This is a genomic window from Photorhabdus sp. S10-54, from assembly GCF_963878145.1.
Lineage (GTDB): Bacteria > Pseudomonadota > Gammaproteobacteria > Enterobacterales > Enterobacteriaceae > Photorhabdus > Photorhabdus kayaii.
The window spans coordinates 16,796-30,900 of record NZ_CAWNXG010000001.1 but is presented as its reverse complement, the minus strand read 5'-3'; the positions used below and the strand labels follow the sequence as shown (position 1 = coordinate 30,900).

At 41.1% G+C, this 14,105-nt stretch carries 14 protein-coding genes; 9 read left to right on the top strand and 5 right to left on the bottom strand.

Annotated elements, in window-relative coordinates:
• Positions 1 to 10 precede the first annotated feature (10 nt).
• The 5 genes from AACQ83_RS00180 to AACQ83_RS00160 all read left to right on the top strand — a co-directional run bounded on the left by AACQ83_RS00180 (position 11) and on the right by AACQ83_RS00160 (position 4,571).
• Positions 11 to 931: a metal ABC transporter substrate-binding protein gene (locus AACQ83_RS00180; protein WP_112875722.1), complete on the top strand. Its 921-nt coding sequence runs from the start codon at positions 11 to 13 to the stop codon at positions 929 to 931.
• Complete coding sequence (locus tag AACQ83_RS00175) at positions 928 to 1,824, top strand: manganese/iron ABC transporter ATP-binding protein (RefSeq protein ID WP_112875721.1); 897 nt, start codon at positions 928 to 930, stop codon at positions 1,822 to 1,824. Before AACQ83_RS00180 ends, AACQ83_RS00175 begins: the two co-directional genes overlap by 4 nt.
• Entirely contained in the window at positions 1,821 to 2,699 is an 879-nt protein-coding gene (locus tag AACQ83_RS00170; protein ID WP_112875720.1) for a metal ABC transporter permease, read from the top strand. Before AACQ83_RS00175 ends, AACQ83_RS00170 begins: the two co-directional genes overlap by 4 nt.
• On the top strand, positions 2,696 to 3,583 hold the full coding sequence (locus tag AACQ83_RS00165) for a metal ABC transporter permease (RefSeq protein ID WP_112875719.1): 888 nt from the start codon (positions 2,696 to 2,698) through the stop codon (positions 3,581 to 3,583). The genes AACQ83_RS00170 and AACQ83_RS00165 overlap by 4 nt, the downstream gene beginning before the upstream one ends.
• 118 nt (positions 3,584 to 3,701) lie before the next feature.
• Positions 3,702 to 4,571: a fructosamine kinase family protein gene (locus AACQ83_RS00160; RefSeq protein WP_112875718.1), complete on the top strand. Its 870-nt coding sequence runs from the start codon at positions 3,702 to 3,704 to the stop codon at positions 4,569 to 4,571.
• 55 nt (positions 4,572 to 4,626) lie between these two features.
• Here the strand turns inward: AACQ83_RS00160 and AACQ83_RS00155 are convergent, their stop codons facing one another.
• The gene (locus AACQ83_RS00155) at positions 4,627 to 5,169 is read right to left on the bottom strand and encodes a YniB family protein (protein ID WP_112875717.1); all 543 of its coding nucleotides are present in this window, start codon (positions 5,167 to 5,169) and stop codon (positions 4,627 to 4,629) included.
• Between the two features lie 186 nt (positions 5,170 to 5,355).
• On the opposite strand from AACQ83_RS00155, the gene hxpB reads away from it, so the two are divergent.
• The 3 genes from hxpB to AACQ83_RS00140 all read left to right on the top strand — a co-directional run bounded on the left by hxpB (position 5,356) and on the right by AACQ83_RS00140 (position 8,372).
• Positions 5,356 to 6,021: a hexitol phosphatase HxpB gene (gene hxpB / locus AACQ83_RS00150; protein WP_112875716.1), complete on the top strand. Its 666-nt coding sequence runs from the start codon at positions 5,356 to 5,358 to the stop codon at positions 6,019 to 6,021.
• 223 nt (positions 6,022 to 6,244) lie between these two features.
• Positions 6,245 to 6,793, top strand: coding sequence for a metal-dependent hydrolase (locus AACQ83_RS00145; RefSeq protein WP_112875715.1), 549 nt, complete (start codon positions 6,245 to 6,247; stop codon positions 6,791 to 6,793).
• A gap of 187 nt (positions 6,794 to 6,980) precedes the next feature.
• Positions 6,981 to 8,372 (top strand): L-cystine transporter, encoded by a 1,392-nt coding sequence (locus tag AACQ83_RS00140; RefSeq protein ID WP_192880953.1) that lies wholly within the window; start codon positions 6,981 to 6,983, stop codon positions 8,370 to 8,372.
• A 65-nt stretch (positions 8,373 to 8,437) separates the two neighbouring features.
• Here the strand turns inward: AACQ83_RS00140 and htpX are convergent, their stop codons facing one another.
• The 4 genes from htpX to AACQ83_RS00120 form a co-directional block, all read right to left on the bottom strand.
• Entirely contained in the window at positions 8,438 to 9,325 is an 888-nt protein-coding gene (gene htpX / locus AACQ83_RS00135) for a protease HtpX (RefSeq protein WP_112875713.1), read from the bottom strand.
• Positions 9,326 to 9,667: 342 nt separating this feature from the next.
• The gene (gene prc / locus AACQ83_RS00130) at positions 9,668 to 11,719 is read right to left on the bottom strand and encodes a carboxy terminal-processing peptidase (protein WP_112875712.1); all 2,052 of its coding nucleotides are present in this window, start codon (positions 11,717 to 11,719) and stop codon (positions 9,668 to 9,670) included.
• Between the two features lie 19 nt (positions 11,720 to 11,738).
• Positions 11,739 to 12,443, bottom strand: coding sequence for an RNA chaperone ProQ (gene proQ / locus AACQ83_RS00125; protein WP_112875711.1), 705 nt, complete (start codon positions 12,441 to 12,443; stop codon positions 11,739 to 11,741).
• Positions 12,444 to 12,538: 95 nt separating this feature from the next.
• Positions 12,539 to 13,036 (bottom strand): GAF domain-containing protein, encoded by a 498-nt coding sequence (locus AACQ83_RS00120; protein WP_112875710.1) that lies wholly within the window; start codon positions 13,034 to 13,036, stop codon positions 12,539 to 12,541.
• Between the two features lie 667 nt (positions 13,037 to 13,703).
• On the opposite strand from AACQ83_RS00120, the gene AACQ83_RS00115 reads away from it, so the two are divergent.
• Positions 13,704 to 13,946: a DUF1480 family protein gene (locus tag AACQ83_RS00115; RefSeq protein WP_112875709.1), complete on the top strand. Its 243-nt coding sequence runs from the start codon at positions 13,704 to 13,706 to the stop codon at positions 13,944 to 13,946.
• The last annotated feature ends 159 nt before the right edge of the window (positions 13,947 to 14,105 follow it).

Genomic DNA, 14,105 nt, shown 5'->3' with positions numbered 1-14,105 from the left:
GTTTGAATTTATGAAGAAAAAACTTTCTCTGCTTTTACTTTCTCCTCCTGTTCTGGGAATTATGTTGATTCTCTTATCTGTAATTCTATTTAGTCATCAGGTATCCGCCGCCAAACAATTTAAAGTTGTCACGACCTTTACTATTATCCAAGATATTGCACAAAACGTAGCAGGTGATGCGGCGATTGTTGAATCAATTACTAAACCTGGTGCCGAAATCCATGATTACCAACCCACCCCCAAAGATATTATAAAATCTCAACATGCTGATTTGATCCTTTGGAATGGGCTAAATCTAGAACGCTGGTTTGAACGCTTCTTTGAAAACCTTAAAGATGTACCTGCCGTTGTCATTACTGACGGCATTGAACCACTACCTATCCGTGAAGGGCCTTACAACGGGAACCCTAATCCTCACGCTTGGATGTCACCCACAAATGCTTTAATCTATATTGAGAATATTCGCCAAGCATTTGTGAAATACGATCCTGAAAATACAGAAATTTATAATAAGAATGCCAAAGCCTATGCTGAAAAAATCGCCCAACTGGATTCTCCACTGAGAGAACGTCTTTCTCGTATTCCACAGGATCAACGTTGGTTAGTCACCAGTGAAGGGGCTTTTAGTTATTTAGCTAAAGATTACCAATTCAAGGAAGTTTATCTATGGCCAATTAATGCGGAAGAACAAGGTTCACCACAACAAGTTCGTCATGTCATTGATACTGTAAGAGCAAACAAAATCCCAGTTGTATTTAGCGAAAGTACAATTTCAGATAAACCCGCAAAACAAGTCAGTAAAGAAACAGACGCCCGTTATGGTGGCGTTCTTTATGTAGATTCACTCTCCGGCAGTACTGGCCCGGTACCAACTTACATTGATTTACTGAACAAAACTGTAGATACAATCGCAAAAGGATTTAATCAATGAATAGCAATATACTGTTTGAACGTCCTCATTTAGTCGTTGATGACGCCACTGTGACTTATAACAACGGTCACACAGCTATTTATGATGCAAGTTTTTCTATCACCGGTGGAACTATTTGTGCGTTGGTGGGCATTAACGGTAGTGGTAAATCCACATTGTTTAAGACTATCATGGGACTGGTAAGCCCATCTCAGGGAAAAGTAACTCTGAGTGATATGCCAGTCAAAAATGCGTTGAAGAAAAATATTATTGCATATGTCCCTCAAACAGAAGAAGTCGACTGGAACTTTCCAGTATTGGTTTCTGATGTCGTTATGATGGGCCGCTATGGGAAAATGGGATTCCTGAGAATCCCAAGTAAAATAGATCACCAAGCTGTTGATAAAGCACTTGAACGTGTCGGCTTAACGGCCCTACGCAACCGACAGATTGGCGAACTCTCAGGCGGACAAAAAAAACGGGTTTTTCTTGCAAGGGCTCTGGCTCAGGAAGGTAAAGTTCTATTACTAGATGAACCTTTTACTGGTGTTGATGTAAAAACAGAGAATGCCATCATTGACCTGTTGTGTGATTTACGTGATGAGGGCCATCTGGTTCTGGTTTCTACACATAACCTCGGTAGCGTGCCTGAATTCTGCGATCATGTTATCCTAATCAACCGAACGGTTCTAGCAAGTGGCCCAACAGAAACAACGTTCACCCAAAAAAATTTAGAGATGACTTTTGGTGGAGTACTTCGTCATATTAATCTATCCGGTCCGGAATTACATGATGATGATGATCCACGCTCCTTGACTGTTATTACTGATGATGAACGCGCAGCCGTATTTTATGGTCATGATCATCATGTTCCGCCAAGGCAAGGTCAGCATAAGGAGAAGCGTCAATCATGACAGAGCTTTTGCTGCAACCTTTTCACTACAATTACATGGTAAAAGCCATCTGGGTTAGTGCCATCGTCGGTGCCGTCTGTGCCTTCCTTTCTTCCTACCTGATGTTAAAAGGCTGGTCATTGATGGGAGACGCGCTCTCTCACTCAGTTGTGCCTGGCGTCGCTGGTGCTTATGCGCTAGGTCTTCCTTATGCAGGTGGTGCTTTTTTTACCGGAATGCTGGCAGCTCTGTCTATGACTTTAGTTCGTCATATCACTCGCTTACGTGAAGATGCAGTAATCGGGTTCATTTTTTCCACTTTCTTTGCGGTCGGCTTATTAATCGTTTCCCTCAATCCTACATCGGTTAACGTACAAACCATTATTTTCGGCAATATCCTTGGCATCGCTGATGAAGATGTTCTCCAAGTTGAAATCATTATTGCGATTTCATTTATCGTGCTCATGTTTATCTGGAAAGATTTGCTAATTGTATTTTTTGATGAAACGCATGCTCGCTCTATCGGCTTATCCCCCTTGCGGATGAAAATCATTTTTTTTACTTTGTTGAGTGCTTGTACTGTCGCAGCTTTACAAACTGTCGGCGCTATTCTGGTGATTGCAATGGTTGTCACTCCAGGCGCAACAGCTTACTTATTAACAGATCGTTTTAAGCACCTGCTGATCATTGCCGTTACTATTGGTTCCCTGACCAGTGCATTTGGCGCTTACCTAAGCTTTTTCCTTAACGGCGCTACTGGTGGTGTCATTGTCACGCTGCAAACCGTTATTTTCCTACTCGCATTCTTCTTTGCACCAAAGCATGGGCTATTCGCTTCACGTATACGTGCCAGAAAAGAATCCTCAGCCTTGGCTCAGGAGACAACACAATTATGAATGAGTTGACACAGTTAATCACTGAGCCGTTTATGTTTCCATTTATGCAACGGGCGGTATTTGCTGCTATTGTAACAGGCGCGGTATGTGCAATACTCTCTTGTTATCTGGTTCTTAAGGGCTGGTCGTTAATGGGTGATGCCATCTCTCACGCTGTATTACCAGGCATTGTACTAGCTTTCGCTGCTGGTATACCGCTGGCTATTGGCGCATTCTTTTCCGGTATCTTTTGTGCTGTTGCAACAGGATATTTGAAAGAACATAGCCGGATAAAAGAAGATACTGTCATGGGAATTGTCTTTTCAGGCATGTTTGCCTTTGGTTTAGTTCTTTTTGCCCGAATAGACACTGACCAACATCTCACTCATATTCTGTTCGGAAATATTCTAGGGATCACTAAAGATGAATTGAATCAAACATTATGGATTACCTGTATCACTATGGCGGTAGTACTGCTAAAGCGCAAAGACTTCATGCTTTACTGCTTCGATCCAAACCAAGCACGCGTAGTGGGATTACCTGTTAAGCTTTTGCATTACGGTTTACTTTGTCTATTGTCAATGACCATTGTCGCTTCCCTGCAAGCCGTGGGAATGATTTTGGTTATCGCAATGTTGATATCACCGGGAATCATCGCTTTCATGTTATGCCGCAGTTTTGACCGAATGTTAATTGTCGCTATCATTGCATCAGTCAGTTCCTGTGTCCTGGGTACTCTGGTCAGTTTCCACATTGATGGTGCAACGGGGCCATGCATTGTTATTGTTCAGGCTATCTTCTTTACACTGGCACTGGCTTACAGTCAGATAAAACTTGTAAGAACAAAATCCAAACGTAAAACGTATCAAGCAGCCCTACAAATCTCTAACGAACCCAATCAATAACAAAAAGGGTTATATCTGTTTTGAGATATAACCCTGTTAATCATCTTTTTTACCTGATCATATGTTTTCTCTGACTATAATTGTTCATAAAGTAATTGACGACATAGAGAGGTGAACCATGTGGCAGACAGTAAATCGTTTGTTAAACGAACATTTCGGTGTTGCTGAAATTCACGATAAAACTGAGTTAGCCGGAGGGGACATCCACCAAGCTTGGCGAGTCACACATGGAAAACGACAAGTTTTTGTCAAATCAAATCTGCGCGAGATGCTCCCTGTCTTCAAAGCAGAATCAGAACAGCTTGAACTCCTGGCACGCAGCCAAACTATCCGTGTTCCAACTGTTTATGGTATTGGCAACACCCGTGACCATAGCTTTCTATTGCTTGAATTTCTGCCTTTAAAATCTTTCGACCCTCACAGTGCCTATTGCTTCGGTCAACAACTGGCAAAACTTCATCAATGGAGTGAGCAACCTCAATTCGGCTTTGACTTTGACAATATGCTGGCAACAACTCCACAACCTAATGGCTGGCAACGACGTTGGCACCAATTTTATGCGGAAAAGCGGGTTGGTTGGCAATTACAAATCGCAGCAGAAAAAAACATGATATTTGGTGATATTGATAATATCGTTCAAGCTATAAGTAACAAACTTCAACACCATCAGCCACAACCCTCTCTGTTACATGGCGATCTCTGGCCAGCTAATTGTGCTTCACTAGATGACCAAGCCGTTGCCTTCGACCCAGCCTGTTATTGGGGAGATCGTGAATGTGATTTCGCTATGTTACCGTTATACCCTGACTTACCAATGCAAATTTTTGATGGCTATCAGAGCATATGGCCACTCCCTGCCAACTTTATTGAACGGCAACCTGTGTATCAGCTCTATTATTTGCTTAACCGGAGTAATCTATTTGGTGGTGATAATCTTATTGCGGTTCAAAATATTCTCGATAATATTTTGACTGAAAATAGCCAATAGATGGGTAATCAGGCTGCGAAAATACTTATTCCGCAGCTATAGCCAACCGGAGAATCTACCAGCCTAAGATTTTCAATAGAAAATAAAAAATTCCACCGATAATTACCGGTGAAATATATAAGATATAAATCTGACTGAACAGTGTATGACGAGGAAGTTTAATTTTTAATTCAATCTGTTCTCTCGTCAGGCCATCATTGCCTTTAGCTTTTTCAATAATAAGCTGATCTTCAATGTTTTCTCGTATAAACTTCACTTGTCTGTATATCCGTTGACCTGACGCACTCATAGCAAGGCCGAAAAAAATAAGAAAATAGATAATCAGGAAACCAAGCGTTGATCCGGTAAAACCAGCCAGACGATCAGGTGTTGGTGAGTTTTTCCAGAAGAAATCCAGAAATGGGGTATTAAAACGCACCATTTCAGCCATCATTTTCAGGAAATCATTCAAAACAGCATTGATACCATCACCTTTAATACCGTGCAGCCAGGCAAGATTAATCACAGAAACAATGGTCGATAAAAGTGCCGGAACAAAAATCACCCAACCTAAAACTCGCTTAATAATAGCGATGTATCCGGCTTTTTGGTAAGTCATCGATACCCCTCATAACAATAAGCAGATTTTATTTTTGGCTAATCATAGCCCATCAATCACCAAATTTAACTTTATATTTAATTAACTAAGCATTTCTTACCATGTTCCCGATCAGGAAAAGATTTCACCTACTGAGATTGTTACAATCAGCTTTCGCTAACTGTCTGACCAAAGAGAGATACTTAAATGTCTTTTCATTTACCAATAAAAGCAGCCATTTTCGATATGGACGGCTTACTGATTGACTCTGAACCCTATTGGACCCAAGGAGAAAAAGAAGTATTTAGTGAATTAGGTCTGGATTTCTCTTTAGCAGAAAAACTACCAGATACTCTTGGATTGCGAATTGACCAAGTTGTGGAACTTTGGTATCAGGCTTCTCCCTGGCAAGGGGCATCAAAATCAGACGTGGAACAGCGAATTACCGACCATGTTATCGATTTGGTAAAAGAAAACCGTCCTTTACTCCCAGGTGTTGAATATGCTTTAAACCTTTGCCGCAAACAAGGACTAAAAATCGGCCTAGCCTCAGCTTCTCCACAATATATGTTGGAACAAGTACTCGAAATGTTCAGCCTTAATCACTATTTTGATACTGTCGTTTCTGCTGCCAACTTACCTCATAGTAAACCCAATCCCGAAGTTTATTTGCGCGCTGCTGAGCAATTGGATGTCGCTCCGATAAATTGTGTGGCCCTGGAAGATTCATTCAATGGAATGATAGCAACAAAAGCTGCAAGAATGCGTTCAATCGTTGTGCCATCCGCTCATCACTTTGATGACCCAAGTTGGGTTCTCGCAGATATTAAACTACATTCTCTCGAGCAACTCACTGTCATGAACATCACCTGATTATAACTTTAGCTGCCATCATTTATGCCGATGGCAGCTTCTTATTGTTCACATAGTAGTCGTGGCGCTTATGTCTTATTCTGCCAAACAAAAATCTAATTAAATATTAACGTCATATATTAATAAATAAGATATTTTTGCTTTTCACCCTCTATCTTACCCACATAAAACCCTCTATACTTCGCCGACTGTATGGATAGACAGTTATTAGTCAGAGGAATTTATGACCGCAGAAGGGCATCTTTTATTTTCAGTTGCCAGCATTATCTTGGCACATAAGCTAGAGATAACACCAGAGATAGCTTATGGAGACTGGTTGCATATGCTACCAGGGGTACTGCTTACTGCCTTGTTACCCGACATCGATCACCCTAATTCAACCCTGGGTAGATTATTCAGATTTATCTCCATTCCTATTGCCAAACTCTGCGGTCATAGAGGCTTTACTCACAGTTTACTTGCTCTCATATTAGGGATTACTTTATTTTGGCTAAAAATACCCGAAGAGTGGCTAATTCCAACTGATTTTTTCCATGCCATGATTGTTGGCTATTTGAGCCATCTGGTTGCAGATATGCTAACACCTGCTGGTGTGCCGTTATTATGGCCAATCAAAATACGTTTCTGTCTACCTGTGCTTGGCAAGCAAGGAAATAAGAAAGCAGAAAGGTTTATTTCTGCCTTATTAATTGTCATTGCCATTTTTCTACCAGAAGATATTGAATATTCTATACTTTTTTATATAAATCGCATCAAAGATCTCTATTTCTAATGCTCTAATTGACTAAAAATAAATCTTAAAAGTCACATTAATTATATTAAATTCTATATAGTTATAAATGAGAATAGTTTAAGCTGGTACTATATTCCCCAACTGCTTGTTGTAATGTGTTCGTTTGCAAACCTACACGATTCGATACAGCTTATGACTTAACTAAATTGAATTCTGGAGTTTGGGGATGAATTTACCACTCATTTCGAATGTGCTCGTCTTCGTAGCACTGCTTTTGCTATTGTCAAAAGCCAGTTCACGGCAATGGAATCTGTCGAAAAAGGTTTTTGCGGGCCTTGCCATTGGCATTACTTTTGGCTTAGCACTGCAACTGATTTATGGTTCTGATAATACCATAGTGAAGGAATCCATATCATGGTTCAACATTGTAGGTAATGGCTACGTACAACTTCTACAAATGGTCATTATGCCTCTGATATTTGCCTCTATTTTGAGTGCAGTCGCCAAACTACACAAAGCATCTTCTCTGGGAAAAATCAGCTTTCTGACTATCGGAACGTTGTTATTCACTACAATGATTGCAGCACTTATCGGTATCATGATTATCAACCTGTTCGGCCTGACTGCTGAAGGTCTGATTCAAGGTCCCCAAGAAACAACACGTCTGTCTGCTATCGAAAACAACTATGTCAGCAAAGTCTCTGATTTATCTGTACCACAATTGATTTTATCTTTTATTCCTAAAAATCCGTTCGCAGATTTAACCGGCGCTAACCCAACTTCTGTTATCAGCGTTGTTATTTTCGCAACCTTCTTAGGTATCGCGGCCCTGCAAATGTTGAAAGATGATCATGAGAGGGGTGAACGCATATTAGTCGCTATCGACACTATACAGGCATGGGTAATGAAACTGGTTCGTCTGGTTATGCGCTTAACGCCGTATGGTGTTATGGCCCTGATGACCAAAGTTGTCGCCAACTCTAATATCCATGAAATTGCAAAACTGGGAACCTTTGTTATCGCATCCTACATTGCACTAGCACTAGTATTTGTTGCTCATGGGTTTCTACTTTCTCTCTTCGGCATCAATCCACTTAGATTTTTCAAAAAAACTTGGCCAGTGTTGACTTTTGCATTCACCAGCCGTTCCAGTGCTGCCAGTATTCCACTGAATGTCGAAACCCAGACACTCCGTATTGGCGTACCAGAATCAATCGCCAGCTTTTCAGCATCTTTTGGAGCAACAATTGGTCAGAATGGCTGTGCCGGAATTTATCCCGCCATGTTGGCCGCAATGGTTGCTCCAACAGTAGGCATAAACCCACTCGACCCAATGTGGATTGCAACACTCATTGGCATTGTCACTATCAGCTCTGCTGGCGTTGCTGGTGTGGGCGGCGGTGCTACGTTTGCAGCACTGATTGTCTTACCCGCAATGGGACTACCTGTAACGTTGATTGCTTTATTGATTTCTGTTGAGCCTCTCATTGATATGGGCCGTACGGCACTGAATGTAAGTGGTTCAATAACTGCTGGCACTATTACCAGCCAACTGATGGGACAAACTGATAAAACTATCTTCGATCAGGAAGAACACGTTGAATTAAGTCAACTATAATTTAAACTTCAAAAACTGTAAAAAAGCCGGAATTGATTCCCCGGCTTTTTATTTTATTCACAATATTATTTATTCAGGTACTGTCCACTACGCAGTGCTTCAATACGTTTGTCCAATGGTGGGTGAGACATGAACAGCTCACTGAATGTTTTTGACTTACCATTAATACAGAACGCCATCATACTGCCTTCTTCCTGCGGTTCATAACTGGTTTTCAGGCGCTGTAAAGCAGCGATCATTTTCTCACGACCGACCAACTTGGCAGAACCTGCATCTGCATGGAATTCGCGATAACGTGAGAACCACATTGTGATAATGCTCGCCAGAATACCAAATACTATTTCCAACACCATTGAAACAACCATGTAAACAATAGGATTGCCCGAGGAGTTACTCTCTTCCTCATCACTGTTGCCAGACAGGAAACTTGATACAGCTTGAGCCAGTAGACGGGAAATAAAGATAACGAAAGTATTTACTATCCCTTGCAACAAGGTCATCGTCACCATATCACCATTAGCAATATGACTAATCTCATGAGCAATAACAGCTTCTGCTTCTGCCCTACTCATGTTATCCAATAGACCGGTGCTGACAGCAACCAGAGAAGCATTACGACGCGCTCCGGTAGCGAATGCGTTAATATCAGGCGCGGCATAAATCGCAACCTGGGGCATGGCAATATTGACTTGTTCCGCTTGACGGCGAACAGTTTCAACTAACCAATGTTCAACTTCATTTGCTGGCTGTTCTATGACCTGGGCACCCACAGAACGCAGGGCCATCCATTTGGACATCAACAGGGAAACAAACGCCCCACCGAATCCGAACAGACCAGCCATAATCATCAAACCTTGTACACTACTCCCCTGAATTCCTGTCAAAGAAAGTATTATCCCGAACACCAACATAACAGCGAGGTTAGTGAGGAGGAACAAAACAATTCGCATCATAAAAACCGGCTTCCTTTATTAATAATCAATGCACTTTCAGAACTACTCTATAAATAAGGCTGTTCTTACTATATTCAAGGCTTTTAGCCTGTTAAGCGATAAAACCAACATAACTTTACAAAATCATGAAAAAAACCACATTAGCCTAACACCAATTGGTTAAACAAAATACGCCAATACCTGGTAATACTGAGAAAATGTGAAATAATTCATCCTTCCTGAAAAGAAAAAACACCTTCAAGAGACTGTTTATATTACTGGTAGCCCAATATACCATTCACTCAAAACATCCCAAGCGAACGATATTGGGCATTAATCATTAACAGGCTTTAACCCATTATTTTACTTAGACTTAGCCAACATTTTCTCAGCAGGTTGGTGCGCTAAATCAAGTGCAATCTTCACTGACTCATCAAGATAGGGATCCGGCCCCTGATAATCTTTAGGCAAATCATCCAGTGAAGTTAACGGTTTTTTACCCTCGCGTTTAAAGCGATCATTTATGCGATTCAACTTCAGAGCATCCGCTTCTTTATTCTCTTTCTCTCTTTGTACATAGTTCAGAGAAACAATATTTTTATGCTCTTTCAGCGCTTTATAGTGAGCAATATCCTCATTGATATACTTGAATTCTGGATCAGTTGTAATGCGGGCATTGTGAGCAACATTCAACTGAGGAACCAATGCAGCAATAATTTTAGACCCTGTATAATGGGCAGGAGGAATGCTATCCCAAGGCAAAGCATTATCTTCGAAACTTTCCCCGGTTTCTGCCGGATCAACCCCCGTAGGCATTACGATATCAGGAGTAACCCCTTTACGCTGAGTACTACCGCCATTGACACGATAAAACTTCTGAATCGTATATTGAACAGATCCCAGTGATGGCCAATCAGGACGCATCATTTGATCGTAAATACGACTCAAAGAACGATATTGCTGAACTGTACCTTTACCAAAAGTCGGTTCACCAACAATCAACGCTCGCCCATAATCCTGCATTGCTGCGGCAAAAATTTCAGAAGCAGAAGCACTAAAATGGTCTACCAGAACAACCAAAGGTCCTTTATAGTACACCACTTCATCAGTATCAGAATCCTGACGAATTTTCCCATTATTATCTCTAACCTGGACAATCGGGCCACTTGGGAGAAACAAGCCTGATAAAGAAACCGCTTCTGTCAGCGCACCACCACCATTGCTACGCAAATCAATGACAATAGCACTGACATGCTGTTTGGTCAGTTTTTGTAATTGAGTTTTAACATTATCAGTCAAACCAACATAAAAACCCGGGATATCAAGCACGCCCACTTTTTCCTGACCCATTGTCTTAACTGACATCTTCACAGCCCGATCTTCCAAACGGATCTGTTCGCGAGTTAAAATAACAGTACGCGGTTTTGCTCCTTTGGTATCAGAAATAACCTCAAGCCGCACTTTACTCCCTTTAGGACCTTTAATCAGCGCAACCACATCATCCAGACGCCAGCCAATAATATCCACCATAGCCTTTCCTGACTGGGCAACACCGATAATCTTATCACCCACGTTTAATGCTTTGCTTTTGGCGGCAGGTCCACCAGCAACCAAAGAATTTATGACCGTGTAGTCATCATCTATTTGCAAAACAGCACCAATCCCTTCCAGGGAAAGACTCATTTCTGAGTTAAACTGTTCAGTATTGCGTGGTGAAAGATAATTAGTATGAGGATCAATTTCACGGGCAAACGCAGTCATAATCAATTGGAAAACATCTTCACTCTGGCTTTGTGTCAGACGTTTTAACGCGGATTGATAGCGTTTGGTGAGCATCTCTTTGATTTTCTTGTCCTCTTTGCCGCTGAGCTTGAGGTTGAGCCAATCATATTTAACTTTAGCATCCCAAAGTTTATTTAGCTCTTCCACACTCTGTGGCCAAGGGGCTTTGGAACGATCAACATCAATTGTATCGTTACCATCAAAATTCATTGGTTGTTCAAGACGCGATAAAGCGTACTGATAACGCTCAAAGCGACGTTTCTGTAACAAATTAAACAAGTCATACGGAATTTCCAGATTCCCATTTTCCAACTCCTTGCCTAACAACTTTTTCTTATCGGCATACTGAGCAACATCTGACGCTAATAATATGTTATGGCTGTAATCCAGTATATTAAGATAGCGGTCAAATATTTTTGCCGAAAAATCACCATCTAAATCAAATTGGCGATAATGAGAACGAGTGAAGCGGGATGTTACCCGCTCGCTAACTGTTGAATGCTGAGGCTCTTGCTTCAATATAGGTAATTGTTCAATACCAACAGGAACAGCCACTGGACTGTTTGTATTTGCATAACAAGTACCAAAAATTGAAACACCTAAGACAAAAGCCAGTTTGACGAATTTGTTCATGCCCAGGTCGGCCTCCGTATCAGAACTGTAAATGTTCTGCGCGTACAATCATTGCCAAACCGGAAGGCAATTGTACCCGTACACCATCTTTGGCGACTTCAAGCACAGAAGCATCCACTGAACTTTTACCCACTCTTACTTTAATTTCCTGACCAATTTTCAGCGATGAAACATCGACAATCTGAATCGGTACAGGTTGAACAGGTTTAGCAACGGGTTTACGTGCTTGCTGAGGGCGCTTTTGCTGGCGTGGTGGCTGCCGTTTTTCCCCCTCAGTATTATTAGCGCGGCGACGAGGAGCTGGTTTCTTGGCTGTGGGCCGTTCATTTTTTTCACCAGCAGCCACATTTTCAGCTTCACGTTTTTTAGCTCTTTGCTCTGCACGCTGTGCCTGAACCCGTGCTTTAGCTTCAGTCAGTTGCTGAAGAGCGTGCTCAATGTGTTCCGCTTCCAATTCACCGCATGAATTACCATCAAGGTCAACACGCTGCGCACCTTCTTTCACACCATACAGGTAACGCCAACTTGATGTGTACAGACGCAAGGCGGAACGCAATTGTGTTTTACTTAAACACTCTTCGTCCTGAATACGTTCAACGATATCTTGAAAAATACCGATCTTTAAAGGACGAGCTTCACCTTCGGCTACGAAACAGAGCGGGAAACGCTCAGCTAAAAAAGCAATAATCTCTTTACTACTATTCAACTTAGGTTGATTTTCCATGAAATTTCCTGATTACAACGGTTTTGCCAACCAGCATAGGCATGAACTGGCGTCATTATAATAGCGTTGCTGATAAATGCCACGTTATCCATATGTTAAGTTACATTCAATTCAACATATTTCGGCACAACGCACTGTTCTAAATGAGCACAAAGCCCATCAATAAGGGCTTGTAAGCCAAATTCGTCTTTCTCGTCGAACCTATTAAAGACCGTACTATCAATATCCAATACACCAATAATTCTATCGCTTACGATCAACGGCAACACAATTTCAGCGTTACTAGCAACATCACAGGCGATATGACCAGGGAACGCATGAACATCATCAACACGCTGGATACGCTTTTTCAATACAGCCGTTCCGCATACCCCCTTGCCAACAGGTATTCTGACACAAGCAACTTTTCCCTGAAATGGCCCTAACACCAACGTATTACCATCAATCAGGTAAAAGCCAACCCAGTTAACGTCATGCAAACGTTCATACAACAATGCACTGGTATTAGCCAGCGTCGCTATTAAGTCATACTCACCAGACAACAGAGCTTTTAGGTCTCCCGTAAGCTCCCGATAGAACTCATTTTTATTCATAATTGACCTATCCGATGAAATTCACAAAACGCATCTCTATTTTTATATCAAAAAAACATCAAGTGCCCATAACAATAAGGTTAACAGTCTGTCACACTGACGTAAATTTTTTACTGTCTTTAATAAGATATTCTTTAATTATATTTATTGAATACTTGCAAAGGCTAGTGAGATATCACACTACTTCACCAAAACATTATCAGAGGTACAACCAGTATGAATATGATTCACTGTTAGTGCCTCTATGCCCTCATACAATAAAATCAAATTGAGTTTTTACACAATTATAAAGATCAATTATCTGATAACAGTATCGCTCATTAGCCCCTTTCATTTGAGAATTGACTAGTGGTGTAGTAAAAAAACCAAACATTCAAACAAGTTATCCATAGAATTATTGCATTTACCACACCATCACCAACACTTTGAGTCCTTATTACCACACCAAATAAATATTTCCTACTGAATGTATAAAAGGTCAAAGAATAACAGAGATAAAAAAAGCAATATGACAAGAGTAAGTTTTAGAACAGATCATTATAACAGCAATATCATCTACCGATTATCCAGCACAGAAAATATTATTACTGGAAATCTCAGCTATTTGATCTATTCTCAATGATGGCCCTACTGGTCTTACCTGTTATCTAAAAGTTAAGGAGCGATCATGAACCAGACAAAATTAAGAATTTCCAGCTACGAAATTGATGATGCTATTCTCTCTTCACCTTCCCAAGAGGACGATATCACCATTAGTATTCCTTGTAATTCCGACCACGAACTTTGTATGCAGTTGGATGGATGGGATGAACATACCAGTATTCCCGCCTTACTAAACGATAAACACATTCTTCTCTACCGAAAGCATTATGATAGACAAAAACATGCATGGGTTATGAGGGTGGTCTGATGTCCACAAAAATTGTGACAAAAAGAGGCCGAGTTGACTCCTCTACTCGGCCTAGGGAAAATGGCTCTTAAGAGCCGTGCGCTAAAAGTGTCATTGAGACGAAAAACAACTTACAATTTAAAGAGTAGCTGACATACTTGCATTTTACCAACTTTTTGG